This window comes from Roseibium polysiphoniae (assembly GCF_014842925.1).
Taxonomy (GTDB): domain Bacteria; phylum Pseudomonadota; class Alphaproteobacteria; order Rhizobiales; family Stappiaceae; genus Roseibium; species Roseibium polysiphoniae.
The window spans coordinates 111,054-133,165 of record NZ_JACYXJ010000003.1 but is presented as its reverse complement, the minus strand read 5'-3'; the positions used below and the strand labels follow the sequence as shown (position 1 = coordinate 133,165).

The 22,112-nt window shown below is 58.8% G+C and carries 23 protein-coding genes; 14 read left to right on the top strand and 9 right to left on the bottom strand.

What is annotated here, in order from left to right:
* Positions 1–11: 11 nt before the first annotated feature.
* Positions 12–485, bottom strand: a complete 474-nt coding sequence (locus IG617_RS07630) for an Lrp/AsnC family transcriptional regulator (protein ID WP_192108648.1) — start codon at positions 483–485, stop codon at positions 12–14.
* Between the two features lie 150 nt (positions 486–635).
* Here IG617_RS07630 and IG617_RS07625 point away from each other — a divergent pair, with 150 nt between their 5' ends.
* Genes IG617_RS07625 through IG617_RS07615 form a run of 3 tightly spaced genes read left to right on the top strand, consistent with a single transcriptional unit; the run spans position 636 to position 3,547 of the window.
* Complete coding sequence (locus IG617_RS07625) at positions 636–1,616, top strand: mitochondrial fission ELM1 family protein (RefSeq protein WP_192108647.1); 981 nt, start codon at positions 636–638, stop codon at positions 1,614–1,616.
* 25 nt (positions 1,617–1,641) lie between these two features.
* A complete protein-coding gene (gene trxB / locus IG617_RS07620; protein WP_192108646.1) occupies positions 1,642–2,607 on the top strand; it encodes a thioredoxin-disulfide reductase in 966 nt (321 codons plus the stop codon).
* Between the two features lie 43 nt (positions 2,608–2,650).
* A complete protein-coding gene (locus tag IG617_RS07615; RefSeq protein WP_192108645.1) occupies positions 2,651–3,547 on the top strand; it encodes a LysR family transcriptional regulator in 897 nt (298 codons plus the stop codon).
* 630 nt (positions 3,548–4,177) lie between these two features.
* On the opposite strand, the gene msrP is transcribed toward IG617_RS07615, so the two are convergent.
* From msrP to IG617_RS07590, 5 genes are all read right to left on the bottom strand, one after another.
* A complete protein-coding gene (msrP, locus tag IG617_RS07610) occupies positions 4,178–5,143 on the bottom strand; it encodes a protein-methionine-sulfoxide reductase catalytic subunit MsrP (RefSeq protein ID WP_192108644.1) in 966 nt (321 codons plus the stop codon).
* 157 nt (positions 5,144–5,300) lie between these two features.
* On the bottom strand, positions 5,301–7,394 hold the full coding sequence (locus tag IG617_RS07605; RefSeq protein ID WP_192108643.1) for an elongation factor G: 2,094 nt from the start codon (positions 7,392–7,394) through the stop codon (positions 5,301–5,303).
* Between the two features lie 638 nt (positions 7,395–8,032).
* Positions 8,033–8,518 carry a DUF992 domain-containing protein gene (locus tag IG617_RS07600; protein ID WP_192108642.1) on the bottom strand — a complete coding sequence of 162 codons (486 nt, stop codon included), beginning with the start codon at positions 8,516–8,518 and terminating at the stop codon, positions 8,033–8,035.
* A gap of 304 nt (positions 8,519–8,822) precedes the next feature.
* Positions 8,823–10,022, bottom strand: a complete 1,200-nt coding sequence (locus IG617_RS07595; RefSeq protein ID WP_192108641.1) for a pyridoxal phosphate-dependent aminotransferase — start codon at positions 10,020–10,022, stop codon at positions 8,823–8,825.
* Positions 10,023–10,162: 140 nt separating this feature from the next.
* On the bottom strand, positions 10,163–11,290 hold the full coding sequence (locus IG617_RS07590; protein ID WP_192108640.1) for a PAS domain-containing protein: 1,128 nt from the start codon (positions 11,288–11,290) through the stop codon (positions 10,163–10,165).
* Positions 11,291–11,672: 382 nt separating this feature from the next.
* Between IG617_RS07590 and IG617_RS07585 the strand changes: the two genes are divergently transcribed.
* From IG617_RS07585 to IG617_RS07570, 5 genes are all read left to right on the top strand, one after another.
* On the top strand, positions 11,673–11,966 hold the full coding sequence (locus IG617_RS07585) for a hypothetical protein (protein ID WP_192108639.1): 294 nt from the start codon (positions 11,673–11,675) through the stop codon (positions 11,964–11,966).
* Between the two features lie 8 nt (positions 11,967–11,974).
* Positions 11,975–12,277 (top strand): hypothetical protein, encoded by a 303-nt coding sequence (locus IG617_RS07580; protein WP_192108638.1) that lies wholly within the window; start codon positions 11,975–11,977, stop codon positions 12,275–12,277.
* 347 nt (positions 12,278–12,624) lie between these two features.
* On the top strand, positions 12,625–13,035 hold the full coding sequence (locus IG617_RS07575; RefSeq protein ID WP_192108637.1) for a DUF3775 domain-containing protein: 411 nt from the start codon (positions 12,625–12,627) through the stop codon (positions 13,033–13,035).
* 182 nt (positions 13,036–13,217) lie between these two features.
* A complete protein-coding gene (locus IG617_RS21790; protein ID WP_274611770.1) occupies positions 13,218–13,343 on the top strand; it encodes a hypothetical protein in 126 nt (41 codons plus the stop codon).
* Between the two features lie 39 nt (positions 13,344–13,382).
* Positions 13,383–14,345, top strand: a complete 963-nt coding sequence (locus tag IG617_RS07570) for an acetyltransferase domain-containing protein (protein WP_192108636.1) — start codon at positions 13,383–13,385, stop codon at positions 14,343–14,345.
* Here IG617_RS07570 and IG617_RS07565 read toward each other — a convergent pair.
* Complete coding sequence (locus IG617_RS07565) at positions 14,342–15,211, bottom strand: phosphotransferase (protein ID WP_192108635.1); 870 nt, start codon at positions 15,209–15,211, stop codon at positions 14,342–14,344. The genes IG617_RS07570 and IG617_RS07565 overlap by 4 nt on opposite strands.
* 96 nt (positions 15,212–15,307) lie before the next feature.
* Here IG617_RS07565 and IG617_RS07560 point away from each other — a divergent pair, with 96 nt between their 5' ends.
* The gene (locus IG617_RS07560) at positions 15,308–15,607 is read left to right on the top strand and encodes an Rdx family protein (protein WP_192108634.1); all 300 of its coding nucleotides are present in this window, start codon (positions 15,308–15,310) and stop codon (positions 15,605–15,607) included.
* Position 15,608: 1 nt separating this feature from the next.
* Here IG617_RS07560 and IG617_RS07555 read toward each other — a convergent pair whose 3' ends face one another.
* Positions 15,609–15,998 (bottom strand): carboxymuconolactone decarboxylase family protein, encoded by a 390-nt coding sequence (locus IG617_RS07555; RefSeq protein WP_192108633.1) that lies wholly within the window; start codon positions 15,996–15,998, stop codon positions 15,609–15,611.
* Positions 15,999–16,019: 21 nt separating this feature from the next.
* Positions 16,020–16,430, bottom strand: coding sequence for a MerR family transcriptional regulator (locus tag IG617_RS07550; RefSeq protein ID WP_192108632.1), 411 nt, complete (start codon positions 16,428–16,430; stop codon positions 16,020–16,022).
* A 256-nt stretch (positions 16,431–16,686) separates the two neighbouring features.
* On the opposite strand from IG617_RS07550, the gene IG617_RS07545 reads away from it, so the two are divergent.
* The 5 genes from IG617_RS07545 to IG617_RS07525 all read left to right on the top strand — a co-directional run bounded on the left by IG617_RS07545 (position 16,687) and on the right by IG617_RS07525 (position 22,068).
* Positions 16,687–17,178: a bacterioferritin gene (locus IG617_RS07545; protein ID WP_192108631.1), complete on the top strand. Its 492-nt coding sequence runs from the start codon at positions 16,687–16,689 to the stop codon at positions 17,176–17,178.
* A gap of 324 nt (positions 17,179–17,502) precedes the next feature.
* Complete coding sequence (locus IG617_RS07540; protein WP_192108630.1) at positions 17,503–20,013, top strand: methyl-accepting chemotaxis protein; 2,511 nt, start codon at positions 17,503–17,505, stop codon at positions 20,011–20,013.
* Positions 20,014–20,317: 304 nt separating this feature from the next.
* Positions 20,318–20,584: a hypothetical protein gene (locus IG617_RS07535; protein ID WP_192108629.1), complete on the top strand. Its 267-nt coding sequence runs from the start codon at positions 20,318–20,320 to the stop codon at positions 20,582–20,584.
* Positions 20,585–20,693: 109 nt separating this feature from the next.
* Positions 20,694–20,978 carry a DUF1344 domain-containing protein gene (locus IG617_RS07530; RefSeq protein WP_192108628.1) on the top strand — a complete coding sequence of 95 codons (285 nt, stop codon included), beginning with the start codon at positions 20,694–20,696 and terminating at the stop codon, positions 20,976–20,978.
* Between the two features lie 187 nt (positions 20,979–21,165).
* The gene (locus tag IG617_RS07525) at positions 21,166–22,068 is read left to right on the top strand and encodes an HNH endonuclease (protein ID WP_192108627.1); all 903 of its coding nucleotides are present in this window, start codon (positions 21,166–21,168) and stop codon (positions 22,066–22,068) included.
* Positions 22,069–22,112 lie beyond the last annotated feature (44 nt).

Sequence of the window (22,112 nt, the reverse complement as noted above, 5' to 3'; positions counted from 1 at the left end):
GACGTCAGGCTTCAGCTCTCTTCGATCGGAACGATCGGCTCGTCCTTCGTGCGGCGGATTGTCAGCGCAGTGCGCACGCTGTCCACATTCTGGGCGGCGGTCAGCTCGCGAATGACAAAGTTCTGGAAGGTTTGCAGATCAGGCGACACGCATTTCAACAGGAAATCCACTTCGCCGGAGAGCATGTAGCTTTCCCGAACGATGGTCCAGCTCTTCACCGTCTCTTCAAAGGCCATCAAGTCAGCTTCTGTCTGACTGTGCAGTCCGACCATGGCAAAGGCCGTGACATCATAGCCAAGCTGTTTTTCATCGAGAAGCGTGCGATATCCGCGGATCAGGCCTGCTTCTTCGAGCGCGCGAACCCGGCGCAAACAGGGCGGCGCGGAGATGCCAACCCGGCGCGCAAGCTCCACATTGGTCATGCGCCCGTCTTCTTGCAGTTCTTTCAAGATATGCCAATCAATGGCGTCAAGACGCGCTTTCAATGCAGTCTCCTATTTTCGCCGCAAACCGGCGACATTTTGTTTCACGTCGGATTATGATTTTTTGCGCGTCCGTGCAAGACTATAACAAATTCGCGCATGAATCAGAAAGATTTCGATAGGGAAGCTCGGCTGGCGGGCAATAAGGTGTTGATGGCGCGTCTTCAAAGCTGCTGGATCCTGACAGATGGCAAGGTCGGTGATGAGGTTCAGTGTATCGGCGTCGCTGAAGCCCTCGAAGTTCCCTATCAATTGCGCCACGTGCGGCCCAAGCCCCCCTTTTCCTGGCTCATGCCCTATGGCCCAATTGACCCTCGCGAACGCCCCTCGGCTCAAAACAGCCCGATCGCACCACCCTTTCCCGATCTGGCGATAGGCTCCGGCCGGCGTGCCATCGCCTATCTGCGCCACATCAAGAATGCGAGCGAGGGAAAGACCTTCACCGTTTGCCTCAAGGATCCGCGCACGGGCTCAAAGGCCGCCGATCTCATCTGGGTTCCAGACCACGATGCCCTGCGCGGCCCAAATGTCCTGACGTCTCCGACCGCTCCGCACAGATATTCGCCAATGCTGTTCAAGCAGCTTCGCGAGACACCTCACCCTGAACTCGACGCGCTGAGGTCGCCACGCATTGCAGTTCTGGTCGGCGGCGACAGTCGCCACCACACGTTTTCCCAAGATGATTGCGAACGGCTGGCAGCAGGTCTTGAGGCCCTCGCAAGAGACCATTCCGCCAGCCTGATGATCACCACATCACGGCGCACCCCCGCAGCACTGGCCGAACGCCTTGCGAGGTTCGCAGCGGTTGAAGGCCACTTTTTCTGGCAAGGCACCGGCGACAATCCTCTGGGTGCAATTCTCGCAAAAGCGGATGGAATCGTCGCCACGGCTGATTCCACAAACATGATTGGAGAAGCCGCAAGCACCGGAAAGCCGATCCATGTTTTCCACCCCACGGGCGGACACAAAAAAATTGAGCGCTTTTTGGCGTCTTTGAGCACTCTGGGCGTCATTCACCCCTTTCCCGGGCCGCTGAAAACCACTACCTACGAGCCGCAGGATGCAACGCCCATGATCGCAGACGCCATTCGAAAGGCGATGGCTGCAGATCGAGCTGGCACATTGGCGACGTGACGACAGGATTGAAGGCGCAAAGCACATGACAACCGAGCACAGCAAGCTTCTCATCATCGGCTCCGGCCCCGCCGGTTACACAGCAGCAGTCTACGCAGCGCGCGCGATGATGGAGCCGACCCTTGTGGCTGGTATCCAGCCTGGCGGTCAGCTGACGATTACGACCGAAGTCGAGAACTACCCCGGCTTTGCAGATGCGATCCAGGGCCCCTGGCTGATGGACCAGATGCAGAAGCAGGCGGAAAACGTCGGCACCAAGATCGTCTATGACACGATCACCAAGGCCGATCTCTCCGTCCGTCCTTTCCGCATGGAAGCCGACAGCGGCACGGTCTACACAGCCGATTCCGTCATCATTTGCACCGGCGCCCAGGCGCGCTGGCTTGGCCTTCCCTCTGAGGAGGACTTCATGGGCGCCGGCGTTTCGGCCTGTGCGACCTGCGACGGCTTCTTTTACCGCAACAAGGAAGTGGTCGTTGTCGGCGGCGGCAATACGGCGGTCGAGGAAGCCCTCTACCTCGCCAACCTGGCCTCAAAGGTCACCCTGGTTCATCGCCGCGACAGCCTGCGCGCGGAGCGGATCCTTCAGGACCGCCTGTTCAAACACCCGAAGATCGAAGTGATCTGGGACCATGCGGTCGACGAGATCCTCGGCGGCGGCATGCCGAAAGCCGCGACCGGTGTTCGGCTCAAAAACGCAAAATCTGGCGAAACCCAGGAAATTTCCGCCGACGGCGTCTTTATCGCAATTGGTCATACGCCATCGGTTGAGCTTTTCCGCGGTCAGCTGGAGCTGAAGGCCGGCGACTATCTCGTGACAGAGCCCGATTCCACCAGAACATCCATCCCTGGTGTCTTCGCAGCCGGCGATGTCACCGACGACATCTACCGCCAGGCCGTCACCGCCGCCGGCATGGGCTGCATGGCCGCGCTTGAAGCAGAACGCTTTCTGGCCGAACATGACGTGACCGAATCCCAGGCGGCTGAATAACCGCCAGGGAAATTGCCGGACGGGCGGCGCGGAGGCGTGAAATATGGACTGGGATAAACTGCGCATTTTTCACGCTGCCGCTCAGGCGGGCAGTTTCACGCACGCTGGCGACACCTTGAACATGAGCCAGTCTGCGGTCAGCCGTCAGGTCAGCTCGCTTGAGCATGATCTCGGCGTTCCGCTGTTTCACCGCCATGCACGTGGCCTGCTGCTGACCGAACAGGGCGAGCTTCTCTACCGCACCGCCCGTGACGTTCTGCTCAAGCTCGAGGCCGTCAGGGGCCGTCTGACCGACAGCAAGGAAAAGCCATCCGGCACGCTCAAGGTTACGACCACCGTCGGCCTTGGCTCGACATGGCTGACGTCACGGATCAATGACTTCATCGACCTTTATCCCGATGTCGAACTGCAACTGATCTTTGATGATGACGAGCTGGACTTGGGCATGCGCGAGGCTGATGTGGCCATCCGGTTGCGGCAACCGACACAGCCTGACCTGATTCAGCGCAAACTGTTCACTGTGCACTTCCACGTGTTTGCATCACCCACTTACCTGAAGCGGTTTGGCACGCCCACGGCGATCGAAGAGATCGACAAGCACCGGGTCATCACGTTCGGAGAGCAGGCCCCTGCCTATCTGCGCGACATGAACTGGCTGCAGACGGCGGGACGGCCCGCGCTCGACCCACGCAAGTCCGCGCTCAAGGTCAACAATCTGGTTGCCATCAAACGGGCCGTACAGGCCGGTGTCGGCATAGCCATCCTGCCCGATTACATCATCGAGAAAGACACCAACCTGGTGCAGGTTCTCAGCGAACTCGAGGACAAGGTGCCGTCCTTCGACACCTTCTTTGTCTATCCGTCTGAGCTCAAGAACACGGCCCGCATCACGGCCTTCCGCGACTTCCTCGTCACAAACGCGGAAAACTGGGCGTTTTAGTCCATCAAGACGTTCCGCTGCGCATCAAGCTATTTTTGATGCACGCATAATAAGTATGCATACTCCTGACGCAGAACGCCCGTCAGCATCAAAAACACCCTCTATTTCTCGTCATTTAGACTAATATCAGACGCAGATTTAAGGAAGAAACGGCCGGAAATCTGACGGTTTGGCGCGTGCGAGCAAGAGCTATTAACTTTTTGCATAGCTGCCCTGCAGAGCTGCCTCTTGTTTCAGCAGCTTGTGCACTGCATATAAGCATCACTGTTGGTTTTCGGGCGTCGCACCTTCCTCCCAGTGACGTCGTTTTCCAGCTGTTCCCCTCTGGAAGGTGATTCTTCTGCTTCGGCAGTGAATCAAACAAACTGCCGGATCCTCTGGATCCGGCGTTTTTTTTTGCCTTTTTCACAGCGCGCGAAATGCCCTCACCGTCAAAACATTAAACTTCGTTCACATTTGCGAAAATGTGCTCCGGAAGTCTGGCGAAACACAAGACACCTCACCACATCAGATGTGCGGATGAACAATCCGCGCCCCTCCCCGACAGAGACGCGCTTCCCCCCAGCGCATCTCGAAAAAAGGGCCGGTCGTCAGAAGACGCCGGCCCTTCTTTTTTGAATTGCTGAAAGATCACATGTAGAGCGCTTCGCCCTTCATGTCCTTGTAGAGTTCTGCCACCTGCTCGCCATAGCCATTGAACATCAGCGTGTTGCGCCGTTCGCTGGTGCCGAGGATGCGTTCACTTGACTGGCTCCAGCGCGGATGCGGTACGCCCGGGTTCACATTCGCCCAGAAACCGTACTCCTTCGACTGAATGGCCTCCCAAAGGCCGACCGGCCGCTCCTCGACGAAAGAGATACGGACAATCGACTTGATCGACTTGAACCCGTATTTCCAGGGCACCGCAAGACGCAGCGGCGCGCCGAACTGTTTCGCCAGCGGCTTGCCGTAAACACCTGTCGCCATGAAGGCCAGATCGTTGGTCGCTTCAGCCAGGCTCAGACCTTCAACATAGGGCCAAGGGTACCAGCCCTGCTTCTGCCCCGGTGCGATCTCCGGATTGTGAAAAGTTTCGAACCTCAGATATTTGGCGTCAGACGTCGGTCCAGCCAGCTTGACGAGTTCGGCCAGGGCAAACCCGGACCAGGGCACAGCCATCGACCAAGCTTCCACGCAGCGGTGACGATAAAGACGCTCTTCAAGCGGCATTTTGGCCAGCAGCGCATCGATGTCGATGGTTTGCGGATTGTCCACCAGGCCATCGATCTGCACGGTCCAAGGACGGATCGGCAGGGCCTGCGCCGCACTGGCAATCTCCTTGTGAGTGCCAAACTCATAGAAGTTGTTGTAGGTCGACGCGACGCTTTCCTTGGTCAGGTCACGGTCCAGAACAAAGGCCTCATTGCGCGGCACCGGATAGAGCCCCGCACTGGGGTCCTCTTCGGCCAGGGCACGGCCCGGATTTGCTGCAAGCGCGCCAAGCCCGAGTGATCCCCCTGCGACGCCTGCCAGGAACTTGCGCCGGTTCCAGAAAACCGCTTCCGGCGTTGCCTCGCGCTCCGCGATGGCCCAGGGTTTCTTGTGAATGACATTCATGGCTTTGCTCCTCATTACCTGCCAGAAAACCCGAACCGGCGTTCAAGTGCAAATAACGCGGCGGTGACTTCGCGGCTCCCCTCCCGCCGCCGCCTCTCGAGCGGGTCAAGATGCGGACAACGGAAGGGGCTCCCGGGAGGAAGCTCGTTCAGGCAGCTTACGCCGCCTTCTTGCCAGCGCGCCTCAGCGCAAGGTCCGCAGCCTTGCCGCTCAGCTCGGCCATATGGTCGAAAACACTTCGATAACTGGCAACACCCGCCGTTGCCGATCTCAGCTCGACAATCAGGTCGCCAATCTCGACCTCGGGGATCAGGGCGTCGACCTCATCCCATCCAGCCCAGCCGGGCCGGGCATCATACCCGAGGATCTGACCCCGCCTTGAAGCAACGATCGCATTGATGCGCGCGGTCGTATCGCTCGGGCAGAAGAGCGTCACCTTTCGCACAGGTTCAAGCAGCACCGGCTTGCAACTTTCCAGCCCCTCACGCATGGCCATAATGGCCGCCATGCGGAAGGCCTGATCAGAACTGTCGACCGAATGGTAGGAGCCGTCGGTCAGACAGACCGCCAGATCGACCACCGGGAAGCCAAGAGGACCGCATTGCAGCGCTTCAAGGACGCCGTCGCGCACGGAGGGGATATACTGTTTGGGGACGACACCGCCTGTGATCTGATCGCTGAAGGCAACGCCCTCACCTCTTGGCAACTGCCGGATGGTGAGCGCAACGTCACCGAATTGCCCGTGCCCACCAGACTGCTTCTTGTGGCGGCCACGCACTGAAGTTTCCTGCCGGATCGTCTCCGCATAAGGAACCTGAGGCGCGTCGACATTGATGGTCAGACCGTATTTTCCGGCCAGCCGTTCCTGGGCCACCCGCAGGTGCATTTCTCCCTGCCCGCCAAGCCGTGTCTCGCCGCTGTTCTGGCTTTGCTCCAGATGGAGTGACGGATCTTCCTCCACCAGCTTGGCAAGCGCCGATGACAGACGGACCTCGTCCTGGCTCCGGGCAGCTGTCACCGCGATGGACAGAACAGGCTCGAAGGACTGTTCGGCCCCGTTCGCTTGAGTGCGTTCTGGCAGGAAGCTCTTGTCATCCGCCAGCGCCTCGGAAGTCTGGACCTGGTCCAGGCGGCCGAGACCAACAAGATCTCCAGCCGCCGCCGGCGCCTTTTTGACCGCCTGTTGACCGAAGAGGCAATAGACACCTGAAACCCGCGCATCGCCGCCGCGATGCTGCAGCACATCCCCGTCAGCAACAGAGCCCGACAGGACACGCGCAATCGACAACTTCCCGCCATGAAGCGTGTGAAGCGTTTTCATGACCCTGAGCTGTGTGCCGTCGCCGGTCGCCTCGAGCCGGGGCCGAAGGCGGTCAACATGAGGTGCCTCATGCCTGAGAGCCTTCAACAGCCGGCCGATGCCATTGCCGTGCTCGGCAGAGCCGAAGAACACCGGGCAGATCTGTCCCTCGCGCACTTCGCGCACCAGATCGCCAAACACCAGTTCAGGATCAGGCGCAATGTCCTCCAGCAGCGCTTCCATGAGCGCATCATCGTGGTCGGCAAGGGTCTCAAGCATCGTGAACCTGGCCGACAGCTCGCGCGCACGGTCCCCATCGGACATGTCGACCAGCGTGCTTTCCTCACGTTCGTGATAGACATGCGCCCGCTCCAGGGCCAGATCAATGAAACCCGTCGCCTTTCCCTCTTCCCAGATTGGCAATTGCCGAAGGACCAATGGCACAGAGGACGCCGGCTGCAGGCTTTCCAGAACCTCGCGCACGCCCCGGCTGCCCTTGTCGATCTTGTTCAAAAACAAAACCCGCGGAATGGCGCGGGTTTCAAGACTTTTCAGGATCAGCTGCAAGGCAGGCAGCTTGCGGGGATCGTCCTCGGCCACAACCACGGCCAGATCGACCCCAGGCAGAACATGCTCCATTTCCGCCAGAAACTCGACCGAACCGGGACAATCGGCGAAGCTGAACCGGTCTCCCATAAAGTCCGTTTCGGCAAAATTCGTCTCGACGCTCATGCCATGACTGCGGGCTTCGGGGCCCGCATCGCCGACCATATTGCCTTCTCCAGCGCTCCCTTGCCGCGCAATCGCACCTGTGCGCTTCAAGATGGCTTCCAGAAGGGTTGTCTTGCCGCTGCCGAATGGACCCACCAGCGCTATGCATCGCGTTTCCGAAGCGCCGGCGCCAGCCGCTCTGTCCGTGTGATCGTTGCCTCCCGATGAAACTTGAGCCATGCGTCGCCTCCCGTTGGTTATCCCAGCGCGATCACGAGGCCGACCCGGAAGGCACGGCCTGTCCGCGCCACACCCGCCGATAAGAAGTCCTTTTGGACCGGAGAGCGGAGGAGTATCGTCGCGCCGTTTACAGCTTTGACGCAAGGGAAACTTATGCGGCATCGCACCAATAAAATGCCCTCTCAGGTTTCCCCCTTGAGCCTGAGGATAAAGAATGCTCGAGTTCGAAAGCCCAATCCCCAGGGCGAAGCCCGCGGAGGTTAAATGTCGTGACACATCTTGCTAAAGCCGTCGCATTGATCGTCTTTTTCGTCGTTGCCGGCCATCAGACTGCGTCTTTCGCACAGTCGACACCGTTACGCGGGTTAAACTCCGATCCGAGGGCGAACCTCCCTTCCGCACGCCAGCAGCTGGATCGCCAACAGAACAACCAACGCGGCAGCCTTTCCAATCGCACATTGAACGATGAAAGCGAACGCAGACAGGATTTGCAGCGCATTCAGGACCAAAGCACCGCCTGTCAGGGCTCAAGCACTGGCGATTGCGCCCCAAAACAAAACTCTGACTGACGGGCGCGGGACATAAAAAAAAGGCCGGCGCGAGGCCGGCCCAAGTTTTGGTGGGGGAGGAAGTTTTTATTAGTTGATCGGTTTCAGCGTCAGCTTGCTGACGCCAAGGGTCACATTTGTTCCGGTCTGGCTCTCGACGCTGAAGGGGTTGAGGGCGATCGACTTGTCCAGACCACCGACAAGAGCATTGGCCTTGAGACCAGCGCCAAGGCTGGCACCGGCTGTGACGCCACCATAGGTACCGGCAAGAGCGCCCGGCTCCATGTCAGCACTGGGAGCAAGAACGCCCCAGATCAGCGTGGCCTGGTCGGTCGTGCCGATATCGAGGCCGTAGTCCTTGACCGTTCCGCTGTAATATTCGACCGCGCCATTGCCGACCGGCTTGTAGTTACAGCCAAGCGTAGCGCTGGAGCCAACGATGAAATTGCTTTCACCTTCGACGGTGCAGGTGAGCTTGCCGACCTGTACGCCAGGCGCCTTGTCCTGGGCCATGACAGGGGAAGCCAGCAAGGAGCCGGACACGAGAAGCAAAGCAAGCGTTGCACGACGGGACATAAGAGTCTCCTGAATCAAAAAGGTTGATACTGGGCACTTTGAAGGAACCGGAAATCAACCACGCCCGGAGCCTTCACAGGGCTGACGTTCGACGCATTCTGTCGTCGCCATCCGCGAACAGGGAGCAAATCGCTCCACGCCGGAAAGGTTCCATCCAATCGTGTCGAAATGGGGGAAGCAGCCGTCACAACAGCTGCGGCTTGCGGACGCAGATAGGGTGTGAGCAGTCTCAAGATCGCTGTGGTCAGACACAAAAAAGGGCGGCTCACGCCGCCCTCAAATCGAAACCGATGGGCCCGCGTTTTTACTTCAGATTGCCGCAGAAACGCTGGATGCGGGTGCAGGCTTCTTCAAGCGCCTCGGTCGAAGTTGCGTAGGAAATACGGAAGTTCGGTCCGAGACCAAACGCCGACCCATGCACCACGGCAACGCCTTCAGTTTCCAGCAGCTCCGTGACGAAGTCCTCATCGCTTCCGATCACCTTGCCGGACGGAGCCGTCTTGCCGATCGTTCCAGCGCAGGACGGGAACACGTAGAACGCGCCTTCCGGGTTCGGGCAGGAAAGGCCGTTGGCCTGGTTGAGCATGGAGACCACGAGATCCCGGCGGCCCTTGAAGACTTCATTGTTCTTCGGAATGAAGTCCTGCCGGCCATTGAGCGCTTCAACGGCGGCCCACTGTGCAATCGAACTCGGGTTGGAGGTCGACTGCGACTGGACCTTGGCCATCGCCTTGATCAACTCCGCCGGACCACCAGCATAGCCGATGCGCCAACCGGTCATAGCATAGGCCTTGGAGACACCATTGACGGTCAGGGTGCGTTCATAGAGCGACGGCTCGACCTGTGCCGGCGTGGTGAACTCGAAATCGTCGTAGACCAGATGCTCATACATGTCGTCGGACATGATCCAGACATGCGGATGCTTGACCAGAACATCGGTCAGCGCCTTGAGCTCGGAGCGCGTGTAAGCTGCGCCCGACGGGTTCGACGGCGAGTTGAACATGAACCACTTGGTGCGCGGGGTAATCGCCGCTTCCAGGGCTTCAGCCGTGATCTTGAAGGTCGACTTGTCCGCTTCGACGATCACCGGTTCGCCGCCAGCCAGCAGCACCATGTCCGGATAGCTCACCCAGTATGGCGTCGGGATGATCACCTCGTCGCCCGGATTGATGGTCGCGACGAGGGCGTTGTAGATTACCTGCTTGCCACCGGTGCCCACCGAGATCTCGGTGCGCTCATAGGACAGGCCGTTTTCCCGCTTGAATTTCGCGATGATCGCGTCCTTCAATTCGGGAATGCCGTCGACGGCGGTGTATTTGGTCTTGCCTTCGTTGATGGCCGCAATCGCCGCCGCCTTGATGTTTTCCGGGGTATCAAAATCCGGTTCACCGGCGCCGAGGCCGATGACGTCACGGCCTGCGGCTTTCAGCTCACGGGCCTTGTTGGTGACAGCGATCGTTGCGGATGGTTTTACGCGCGCCAGCGCGTCGGCGATAAAGCCCATTGTGCCCTCCATGGCAAAGGGGAAAATCCAAGCGCGCGGACCGTAGTCCTCAAGGCAGGGCTTCGCAAGTGCAACAGAAGCTGAACCGGCAAAAAATGCCAGAAAGCAGATGTTGAAGAAGGCAGAGGGTCAGATGCCGGTCAGGACCTGGCTTCGAGAACCAGCTTGGGCGCCCTGTCGTCGGGCAAAAGAGTCGCCTTGATCCGCTTTTTCTTGGACTGCCCGTTCAACGCGTTGATGACAGTCGGCTGCGGCACGTCGCTTTCCTGCTCGGCGGCCTGCAACAAGGTGCCATAGCTTTTCGGATGGAGCAGTGTTTCCGTAATCGGCTTCTCGTCCATGATCTCGGGCGTCAGCTGATAGGCTTTGATCGCTGCCTTGTTGGCGGCCAGGATCATGCGGTTCTTCGTGTTGACCACGACCATGGGCGCACTGCAGAGATTGAAGATCTTGGCAAAATCCACATCGCCACTGGCCTGGCCAGCCGAGAAGAGCACACCGCCAAAACTTCCCGAGATCCGGAAATACATCGTGTTGTGGGTCAGCTCCACCGCCGCACCCGTTCCCACCAGGAACTTTCCGCGGCCGGTCGCGCTGGCGCGCCGGGTCAGGGATTCGAGAATAAGCGATACAAGGGTTCGGCCGACGCGTTTCTGGATATGGGCGATGTTTCGACCCAGGATCAGCTTGGCGTCAGGGATCCCGAAGCTGCTCAGGAAGCCCTCGCTGGCAAAACGCACGTAGCCGAAATTGTCGACAAGGCAAACGCAACGGTTCGAGTTTGCCACAAAGTGCTGAAGGATCGGTGCGAGACCGAGGGCGATATTGCCCGGATTGCCGCTGTCTTCGCCAAGAGACGGGAAACAGACCACGATCAGCCGACCATCCTGAAGCTCGTAGCGATAGGCCATGAGCGGAATGCCGGGTATGCGATGGTCAGCTCCGCCGCCCACATCGAAGGGCCCGGCCTTGCCGTCACGAATGGCGCCCTGAATGAGACGCAGAATGTTCTTGCGATCTTCCTGTGTCAGAAGGCGCAGGGCTTCACTGGAAGGCGCTTCGCACAGACCTCGGATCTCGCTGTCGAAGCTCTGCGATCCGCTCTCGTTCCAGACGATTGTCTTGCGGTTGATGTCAGCGAAGAAGAACTGCAGACCGGCAAGGTTGAGCGCCGGGGATTCTTCTTGAACCTCCGGTGTCTGACCATCCTGGCCTTCCGCATTTTCCGCATTTTTTACAGCGCGCAATTGAGCTGGTTGTACATTCATCGTCCGCAATACCCGCCATTTGGCAACATGCCCCACACCCGAAACACAATCCGCCAGAAAAGCAAAAAAGTTATGAATCTTAACGATTCAATCGTCCCGACATCCACATCCGGAAAGGTTGGGTAAACCAATCATTAATACTTAAAACTTGATCCAAATCCGAGCAGACGGGCTCGAATGACCTATCGATTCCGGTGCACGTCCGGCACCACATTCTGGTCACAAAATGACACCGGAACAGCCTGAAAGCTGTCCCTTGCAAGGCCAAGTCCTCAGACATTTTCGCTCCATCGACTGACCTCGCCAGATGTTGCTCAGTTGCAAGACCTCGGCTTTCGCGCCTCCTTCTTTGGCGCGCCTGTCCCTTTGGAGAAATGGCAAAATGCAGAAGAACGGTTTTGGCAAAAACACAACGGCCCGCGCCACGACGCTGACCAACCGGGATCAGGCGGGTATCGCCGCTGCAGCTTTCGCGGTGCTCTCCCTGGCAGGCGCGATGACCGGCTTTGTCATCGGGGTCGACATCGCACTTCCAACGCTCTGTGCCGCCTTCACCGCAATGCTTGCAGCCACGGCCTGTCTGGCGGAACGCCTCATTCAAGGCTTCGAAACCCCTGATGCCGCGCCCGTTGCTCAAAAGGCAGCGTCCTCCAACCAGATTGCAGACAAATCGTGAGAAACCCCATGCCTTCAGAACGCTGGATGTTTTGGCGCAAGCTCAGAAAAAGCCGGCAGCCGGAAGCAGAAGAAATTCTGCCGCCTCGGAGGAAAAATCGTGACCTGTCAGATGCACGCGCTCTTCTGGGCGCCATCGCGCTCGGGCTGACCTTTGCTGTCGCCCTGACAATCGCAGCATCCTGGGCACCGGAATCCTTTGCCGAACGCGGCAGCGCACCTTCCGAACCAGCCCTATCGACCAACGTGCCCCACATTCTCACCGACAGGCTCACTGACGGGAATACTGACGGGCCAAACAGCCCGCACTAGGCTTCGGAACCTGCACGAAAAACGATCCACGACGCATAAATGAAGAGAGCCGAAGAAGGACTTGTGTCCCTCTTCGGCTCTCTCGCGCCCGGTCCGCCCCCGGTGATCTGTTTGCAATCCCTTGCTCTTGATCAAAGTTAAGCAGGCTCGCGCCTGCCATACAAGTCCGTGAGTGAAGGAATGAAAAACAGATGCATCAGCCGGCGCACGGAGCGCCCTGGCCTTTGGATTTCGGGGAAAGACCGGGATTTAGGCTTGCATCTCACCTTCATCGATAGATGCGCAAGACCATTGCCTCGCACGCTTTGGTCAGAGATAAATAACGGGAAACAAGTGGGGACCCCGACATGGACATCAACCTGACACTGTCCGCCGACACGATCCGCATGCTCGCCCAGAAGGCACGTGCCGTCTCGACCGCCCTCAACGACAGCTTTGAGGATGGACATGAAGGTGATGTCGAATTCGACTCCGAGACACTGACCGACGCCCATCACCACGACGGTCTGGCCGAGGAAGAAAACGACGACATGTCGGATGAAGAGCTTCGGGAGTTGATCGAGGATCTCAATGTCGATGAAGCTGCCGAACTCGTCTCGATTGCCTGGATCGGGCGTGGCGACTTTGAAGCGGCCGATTTCGAACAGGCCACCCAGGAAGCACGTGAACGCGCCGTCGGCTCCACCGCGAAATACCTTCTCGGCATGCCGATGCTCGCCGATTATCTTGAGGCAGGGCTCGACGCCCTCGAGCTCTAAGACATGTTCAAGGGGCTGCCCCAAAGTCTTTCAAAGTTATCCCCGCTCCGGCACATCGGAGCGGTTTTCTCTGGAAAACACTGTTAACGCCTGATTTACCATCTTCCGTCCGCCCCTCGTCTCGGCCACGCTTGGACATCCCTCATCCAGGGAATTGAACCAAGCGAGGAGCTGTCGAACCTATGTTCAACGATCATTCCAAGCGCGATGCCTTTTCCATGGACCGGCCCTCACCCTGGCCATTTGTTGCCGGCTTTCTTGCCCTTTCTGCCCTGTGCAGCACACTTCTCGTTGCCTTCGGCGCCTGAAGTCACGCCAATCAGGCAAGTTAACCTCCGGGGCTGCTTATGAAATCGTCCCGGATTGACGCCATAGACGCCCTGCGCGGCGTCGCCATCCTCGCGATGATCGCCTACCACCTGAGCTGGGACCTGTCCTGGTTTGGTCACGTCGACTGGCAGGTCAGCAGCGCACCGGAGTGGCGGGCCTTTGCCGCCGGCATCGCCGGAACCTTTCTGTTCCTCGCCGGCGTGAGCCTGACCCTCGCGCATCAGCACGGGGTGCGTTGGCGAGCGTTCTGGAAGCGCGAGGCCGTCATTGTCCTGGCCGCAGCGGGTGTCTCTCTCGCCACCTCTTTCACGTTCGGCGATGCATTTGTCCGCTTTGGCATCTTGCATGCGATTGCCACCAGCAGTTTGATTGCGCTGCCCTTCCTCCGTGCGCCGGCCTGGCTTTCCCTTGTTGGAGCTGCGCTGATCGCAAGCCTCCCCTTTTGGGCAAAAAGCCATGTTTTCGACGGCCAGCTGTTGTTGTGGTCTGGGCTGGGCACACCCGACCTTGGCGCGGTCGACTATGTCCCGCTTGCCCCCTGGGCCGGACTGACCATGCTCGGCGTCGGACTGACCCGCGCTTTGACCGAAAGGCGTGGTCTTGAAAGTGTCTCCCGGCTCAAGATCCCCGGAATGGGTGGTCGCATCCTCAACATCCTTGGTCGCCGGTCACTGATCATCTACCTGGTCCACCAGCCGATTCTTTATGGCCTTGTGTGGTCGATTTCGGCCGTCGGCCTTGCACCGGACCGAAGCGCCAATGTCTTTTTGCGCGATTGCACGAAAAACTGTGCCATCACCTTCGGCGACGAAGCCGTCTGCCGGGCCTCCTGCAGCTGCACGCTTGAAAGGCTTCAGAACCAAGGCATATGGGAGAACCTCGTGTCCAACCCGCAAGATCCGGACCTTCGTCTCCAGCTCAACGAGACCTACCGCATCTGCCTGCGGGAGACGCCGCCAGCGCCAGCAGCTGATGACTAGCGGGAAAGCTCGTCGGCAATACTGAGCGCGCGGGCAATCCGGCGCTCTGCGAAAGCCAGAAAATCCTCCGCGTCGTTGCCGCTTGCAGCCTGACCGAGCGCCCAGAGCGCAGAAACAGCATCGCAGTGCATTTTCATGCCTTGAAGCCCCTCGGGTTCCGGCACGTCGCCGCCCGCAGCGGCATAGGCTTCAAGGAAGCCCCTTTCGCCGCTCTGATCATAGCCATGTTCGAGCACCGCATAGGCAAGATCCCAGGCGGGAGGTGCCATGCCGGAATACTCGAAATCGATCAAGGTCGGGCCAGACGCCGTCATCAAGATGTTTCCGGGTGACAGGTCGCAGTGACTGGCGACGAGTTGTCCATCCGTTTTGACAGGATGTTTCGCCAGTGCGCATTCCAGCGGCGCAAAGCGGCTACGAAGAGCAGCGTCCAAATGGCGCGGCACCTGCAACAACACCTTGAGATCTAGCGCGCCGGCAAAACCAGCGACCTTGCGGTGAAGCCGGCCGACCAGACTGCCCAGCGCTGCGGGCGACACCAGATCAGACTTTTCTTCCAACGCTGGGCTGAGCAGAATGCCGGCCTGGATATCAACGAACAATGGGGCAAGCGCGACGCCTTGCTCTGCCGCAGCCAGCAGATTGGCACGCTCTGCCTGCCGGTCGATCAGCATGGCCGTCTCCGCGCGCGGCAGCCGGAGCACGAAATCCCCATTCGCACACTCAATCCGGTAGACGCGGTTGGTGAGGCCGGGCAAGCGCATTGCCGCTATCAGCTCGCCGGTGATCGCCGCAAGTTGCAGGTGCCCTTCAATGGCCTTTCCGCAGCTGGCGAAGGCCGTCTCTTTTGCGGCGCCTTCACTCACAGGCACACGACCGGAGAGACAGGCAGATATGGATATGCAAAATATTCCAAAATCTTCTCCGGCGGCCGCGCCGCCTTCATCAGAATGGAACCACCGATGGAACCTTTGAACGGTCCCCATATCATCATCACCTATTGCCGCCAATGCGGGTGGCTTCTGCGCTCCGCCTGGATGGCCCAGGAAGTCCTGACTACCTTTTCCGAGGAACTGGGCGCTGTCACGCTGATCCCCGGAACAGGTGGCGTTTTCACCATCACTTGCGACGGCAAGCCGATCTGGGAGCGCAAGCAGGACGGCGGCTTTCCGGAAGCCAAAATCCTGAAGCAACGCTTGCGCGACCAAGTCTGGCCAGACATGGAGCTCGGCCATTCAGACGGGCACAAGAGCGAGGGCTGAACTACGCCTCGGCTTCAAAGACCTCCCGCGCGGCGTTCAGGCCGTTGATCGCTGCCGGCAATCCGCCGTAGACGGCCATTTGCCAGATCGCCTCAACGATCTCGGTCCGGGAGGCTCCACTCGCCAGCGTGTGCTCGATGTTGATCTTCAGCTGCGGTGCTGTCTGCCCACCCAGGGCCGTCAGGGCTGCGATGGTGCACAATTGGCGGGTCTTGAGATCCAGACCGGGCCGGGCATAGTGCCGACCATAAGCCCACTCGATCAGGCTTTCGGAGAACCCGGGAAGCAGATCATCATACCGTTCGGCCAGGACAGCCTCCAGGTTCGGGTTCAGCTGCTGGGTCAGATCCCGGCCGCGTTCCAACGCGGTATTCGTGGCGGCAGTGCTCATTGAAGATGTCCCTTATAGGAATCACTGAGCGCCGTGTTCGGTCCGGGCGCAGTTTTCGAAAGACGGATCGACGGCTTCTCCAGCCTCCATCTTCCGGTACAAGATGATTTTATCGTCCAGAACATCCAGCATCTCGGTCAACCGTTCAAGATCAGACCGGACCTTGTCCCGGTGCTCTTCCAGCATCTGGCGCCGCTCGGTCAGCGACGCCGCTCCCCTTGTGCGCAAGTCCGCATAGCGAAGCCGATCCTTGATCCCCATGCCGGTCGCCTTGAGCCGGTCCAGAAAATCGACCCACCTCAGGATGGTCTGATCATAGACCCGCCGGCCGCCACGATCCCGCAAGGGTTTGGGGATGAGGCCGATCTTCTCATAGTAGCGCAGCGTATCAACACTGAGCCCGCATTTTTGCGCCAGATCACCGATCAGCATGACTGTCTCCGAACAGGACGATTTGCTTCATCTACAAGTTGGAGTGCGCTCCAGGTCAAGCGCTTTCTCACACTTGCCACTGACGCGCTGAAGGCCAGCGAACCATCCCGAGTGACTGCATATATTCAAATTGTCGCATCTACGTGAAAATGATACTCAACGACATATATCAAGGCGTGTGAGGGCAAGGCGTGAGATCTCCGCATAACCTCGACGGAACACTTTTTCAGACGAACCGGATTTCAGGAGCCAAGGCATGACCAATAAAAGCAAGACACTCGAAAATCTTCAGACCGCATTGGCCATGGAGCTCTCGGCTGCCCATCAGTACCAGTTGCACGCCCATGTGCTTGACGACTGGGGCATGGACAAACTCGCGGACCAGATGCGTGAGGAAATGCAGGAAGAACTCGGTCACTCGAACGAGTATATTGAACGGATCATGTTCCTGAAGGGCTCTCCCGAGCTCAAGATGGCCAAGGCTCCGCAGCGCGCCCAAACGCTCAAGGACATGTTCGAGGCAGACCTCGCCGATGAGCGAGAGGCGATCGAATTCTACACCAAGGCCTCCCAGGATGCCGCTGCAGCCGGGGATATCGGCTCCCGCGTACTCTTCGAAAAGATCGCGCTGGATGAGGAAGGTCACATGTCGTGGCTGGAACTGCAGCTCGACCTGCTCGACCGGATCGGCGAGAAAACATACATCTCGAAGCACATCACGGTCGGTGTTGGCGAAGACGAGGAATAAACCTCAAAGTCCGCCAATCGAATACCTCTGGCGACGACGTTTAGCCGTCGTCAGATCCCCAGCGCGTGTAAAACTGGCGCGGAGATCATAGAAGATCCTCTGTAAGCCTCGGCCCGGTGATCAACAACCACCACACGCCCCTCGATTTTAAGTGGTCAGTTTTGCTTGGACTGCTAATATTTCGGCAGATCTAATCTCTTTCGCACAAAATCGAGGCAATAAACCTCCGCATTTTTCACAGGTGTTTGGACTTCCTTTAGTCTTCCAGCCCAATTTGGGGTTGGGAGGACATCGGGATCCAACCATTTGTGTGGAGTAGCGAAAGTGTTGTTGAAGCGTGCAAGCAAACGTCCGGAACCGGCCTCAGAACCCGCACAGGAAGCCACCGAGAAGAAGTCGCGCTTCTCCTTGCAGGTTTCCGTGAAGACGCAGTTTCTCGGCGGCCTGGCCGTCATGCTTGTCTGTGCACTGGGCGTTGGCGCGAGCGGTCTCTTCGCGGCCTGGCAGGTGCAGACCACCGTGCGCACCGCCAAGGAAGCCAGCGAAATCCAGGGACAGCTGCCCGGTCTCCTGAAGGGCGTCAGCGAATTCGAGCTGACAGGATCCCCCGAGGCTGCATCCGCGGTCCGCTCCAACATTTCCACCATCACCAGCCGGACCGACAGCCTCGCGATCATCGCGCCCGATCAGGCGTCTGACCTTGCTGGCATGGCGACCGATCTGAACACCTCTTTCGAAGGTCTTGCCGTCACTCGGCAGGAGCGCGATGACGCCGTCGCCGAGCTGGATCAGCTCACCAGCGAGCTGGTCGACAAGGCCAATGTCGCCTTTGACGGCATCGGCGCCCTTTTGGAACGACGCGCTGCCGTGGCGATGGTCAACGAAGGCACATTGCACAAATTGTCCGGTGTCGTGCCCCGCATGAGCAGCATTCGTGTCGGCGTGGTTGTGCTGCAGAAAGATCTGCCCACCGTCGCCCGCGTGCCGGAGCCGAAAATCGTCAAGTCTGTGCTGGACCAGATCAGCAAGCTCGAAAAGGACGCCAAGGCCGTCCGCCGTGCTGTGAAGACCGATGAAACCAAGGCTCTCGTCAAGGATCTGCAAAAGAACACCAAGGCCCTGACCAAGGCCGTGAAGGATCATGCCAACGGCGGCGCGGTTGCCTTTGGCATCGATCCTTTTGGTCCGCGGCTTTCGACCCTTTCAAAACAGATCGATCAGCTGGCCGAGGCGGTCGACCGTCCGATGAAGGCGATGACGCTCGACCTCAAGGCCTTTTCGGAGGAAAGCACGGCCCTTGCCTTCCTCTCGACCAACACGCAGACGCTTGCCCGCAGCGCCTTTGCCATGAAAAGCCTTTACGCCAACTACCTGAAGCAGCCGGACGAGACCACAGCCGGGCTTCTGGTCGAAGAAGCGTCGCTGATCCTCACGGTCAGCGAAAAAATGGCGAAAACCAAGTCTGAAGCCCTGGTCGTCACCCATGACGCTGAAGTTGAAGGCACGCTCAAGGGCGCTGTCACACCGCTCCTGAACACGGCAGACGCCGTGGCCGAACAGCTGGCCAATGTCTTCGCAAGGGTCGCTGAAGTCGAAACCGAACTGAAGGCCGCCGACACAGCCTTCATCGCCGCCGTCACCGACCTGGCGCAAACGGCCCGTGTCATCAGCTCGCGCTCCGGCGAACTGGCCGTGGCGTCCGGTCAGACGGCCCAGATCGAAATCACGCTCGCGCTTGTGGCTGCCGTCCTGATCAGCGGATTTCTGGCCTACATGTTGTCGCGCAGCATCATCACGCCGCTGCGTGGCCTCACCGTTGCCATGGGCCGCCTGCGCGAGGGCGACACGGATCTGTCGATCCCGGCCGAAAACCGCAAGGACGAGATCGGCGACATGGCCCGCGCCGTCGGCACCTTCTGTGAGCGCGAACAGGAGCGCCACCGTCTGGAGGCCGAGCAGCACGCAAACGCCGAAGCAACCCGCCAGCGTCAACAGCGCGTGGACGCGCTTGTCAGCACGTTCCGCCAGGACATCGAACTGGGCCTGTCCAGCGTCTCCAGTAACATGAAGCAGCTGGAAGACACCGCTGAACTCCTGACCAGCATTGCCGGCAACACCAGCACTCGCAGCGAGGAAGTCTCCCAGGCCTCCCGCGAGGCCACGGACAACGTCCAGACCGTGGCCGCCGCCACCGAGGAACTGACTGCGTCTGTCGGCGAGGTCGGCCGTCAGGTCAATGACACGCTGGAGCAGGTCGAGGAAGCAACAGCCGCGACACGCACCTCCACCGAACAGGTGCTCGGCCTCTCAGAAGCGGCCCAGCGCATCGGCGACGTTGTCTCGCTGATCCAGGAAATCGCCAAGCAGACCAACCTCCTCGCCCTGAATGCGACCATTGAGGCCGCACGGGCAGGCGAAGCCGGCAAGGGCTTTGCGGTTGTTGCCTCGGAAGTGAAGCAGCTGGCCGAACAGACGGCCAGTGCCACCGACGAGATCTCGTCGCATATCTCCGAAATCCAGGACTCGACCCAAAGCGCGGCGGACGCCATCACCGGCATCATGTCCATGATGACACGGGTGAACGAAACCGCCTCGGCCATGGCCGGTTCCGTGGAGCAGCAAAGCTCGGCAACCGCCGAAATTTCCACCAGCATCGGACAGGCGGCGGAACGCACCTCCAACGTCACCACCAACATGCGTCAGGTCTCCCAGCAGTCCAGCGAGACCAACCAGTCGGCGGTTCAGGTCGAACAAGTCACCGAAGACGCAACCCAGCAGCTTGATGAACTGACCAACAGGATCGAAACCTTCCTGAACGACGTCGCAGCGGCATAATTGCACTCGGGCGCAAGACCATCGAAAAGGGCTCCAACCGGAGCCCTTTTTGCGTTCCAGTAGCGTCAGAATTATTTTTTCATCGCCGTGATGCAAAGTCCAAATTCCGCCGCAATCCAAGCGCTGAATCCATTCTAGCGGGATGACACGCGCCCAGCGTAAGCCCTTCCAAGGCAAGCCAATTTCGGCCCCGTCGAGGACCCAAGCCGCTGTCACGCTCTCAGCCTGGGAGATGTGACAGCCGCGCCAAACCGCACCACCAGAAACAACCTATAGCCTGTAATCCATGAAAGGGTTTTGGGACATGTACGCTCGTACACTTCTACTTGCTGGCTGCCTGCTGCTTACCGGCATCGGTGCAGCACATGCAGCCGACTTCGTTACAGCCAAGATTGCCAGTTGGAACCCCGCCAGCCGCACTCTGGTTCTCGACGACAGAACAGAGTTTCACGACATTCCGGCCGAAATCGCTCTGCCCGACAACCTCAGTATCGGCCAGACTGTGACCATCAACTACATCGGCAGCGAAGACGGCATTCAGGAGATCCTGTCTGTGGAGGTCAAACCGTAACAACGTAAGCGAAAGGCGGGCGTCCAGCGCCCTGCCACTACCAATCCCCGGCCGGTTCGTCACTTGCGAACCGGCACCCCAATCTTCCTAAATACAATCGGAGTATCCCATGAACGCTTCTGCCCGGGCTGCACGCGTCGCCGCCGCCTGTCTTCTCGCCCTGTCCTTCATCGTTCCAATGTCCTTAAGCACGGCCTCAGCCGACGAAACCGCCGGCAGCATCATCGCCGTCGACGTGGAAAGCGCGACGATCACCCTTGATGACGACACGGTCTTCGTGCTCGGCCCCGACCTAGACCCTGAAGGCCTCGAAGTCGGCAACGAGGTCCTGCTGACCTACGATGAAGGCGACAACGGCTCCTTGATCGTAACCGCCATCGAGATCACCGAGTAACCCGAACAATCTGACCGTTGGCCGTCGTTTGAACGCGCCCGCCAACGGCTCAATCCCTTTGCCAAAAGAAACGCCAAATAAAATAGAAGCGAAAACGTTGCCGTTGATATCGATTGGAAGCTAAGCTCAGTTCAATTTCCCGCTTCGCTCGCCTCGCACATTTGTTTATTTCTTTGAGTAATATCTCATGGCCAACGCCGTTTTTTATCACCGACCTGACAGCATCTATGATGACGACCCGGCTCAGAGATACCATTTCCCGAAACAATACCTATCCCGGGTGAAGCAAACGATTGGTGATTGGATTATTTATGATGGTCCAGTATTGGGCCGAAAAGGGCGTCACTATTCAAGCGTCGGACTTGTAAATGGCGTCCGTCCGAATGCGGATAAGCCAGACCACTTCTATGCTGATATTGCCGAATTTATCAATTTTGATCATCCTGTCGACAGTGCCGCGAACGGTGGTTTTGAGCCGGGGTTCATAACTGAGACAGGCGAAATCAATGCGGGCTACCGGGTCCAAGCTGTTCGCGTCATTGAACGCGACGTTTTTGCTCGAATCGTCGAAGCTGGACTATCAGAAGAGGATGAATGGCCAGACCGCATCGACCCTCCAAAACATCCAGAAAATATCGATGGTTTTGGACATCCGCCCCAAGCTGCCATCCATGGTGCACCCAGGCCTCGGCCGATCATAAGCCAACTGGTGAACCGGCCCTTTCGTGATGCAAAATTCAGACAGCACATTCGGCAAATCTACGATCGCACCTGTGCATTCACCGGGCTACGGTTGATCAACGGCGGCGGGCGACCGGAGGTGGAGGCGGCACACATCGTTCCAGTCGAAAAAGGCGGCAACGACTCGGTCCGAAACGGCATCGCTCTCTCAGGCACCGTTCATTGGATGTTTGATCGAGGACTACTTTCACTTTCTGACGGCCATGAGATCTTGCCATCACGTCATCTGAACTACGACATCTCCCATCTGCTCAACAAAGACATGAAGGCGCTGGTCCCAACAAACCCAAACTTACGCCCGCACCCGGACTACATGGCCTGGCATCGGGAGAATGTCTTTAAAGACTGACTTCTCCTGACACCCTTCTGTCAGGAAGGTGCATATCTGCGTTG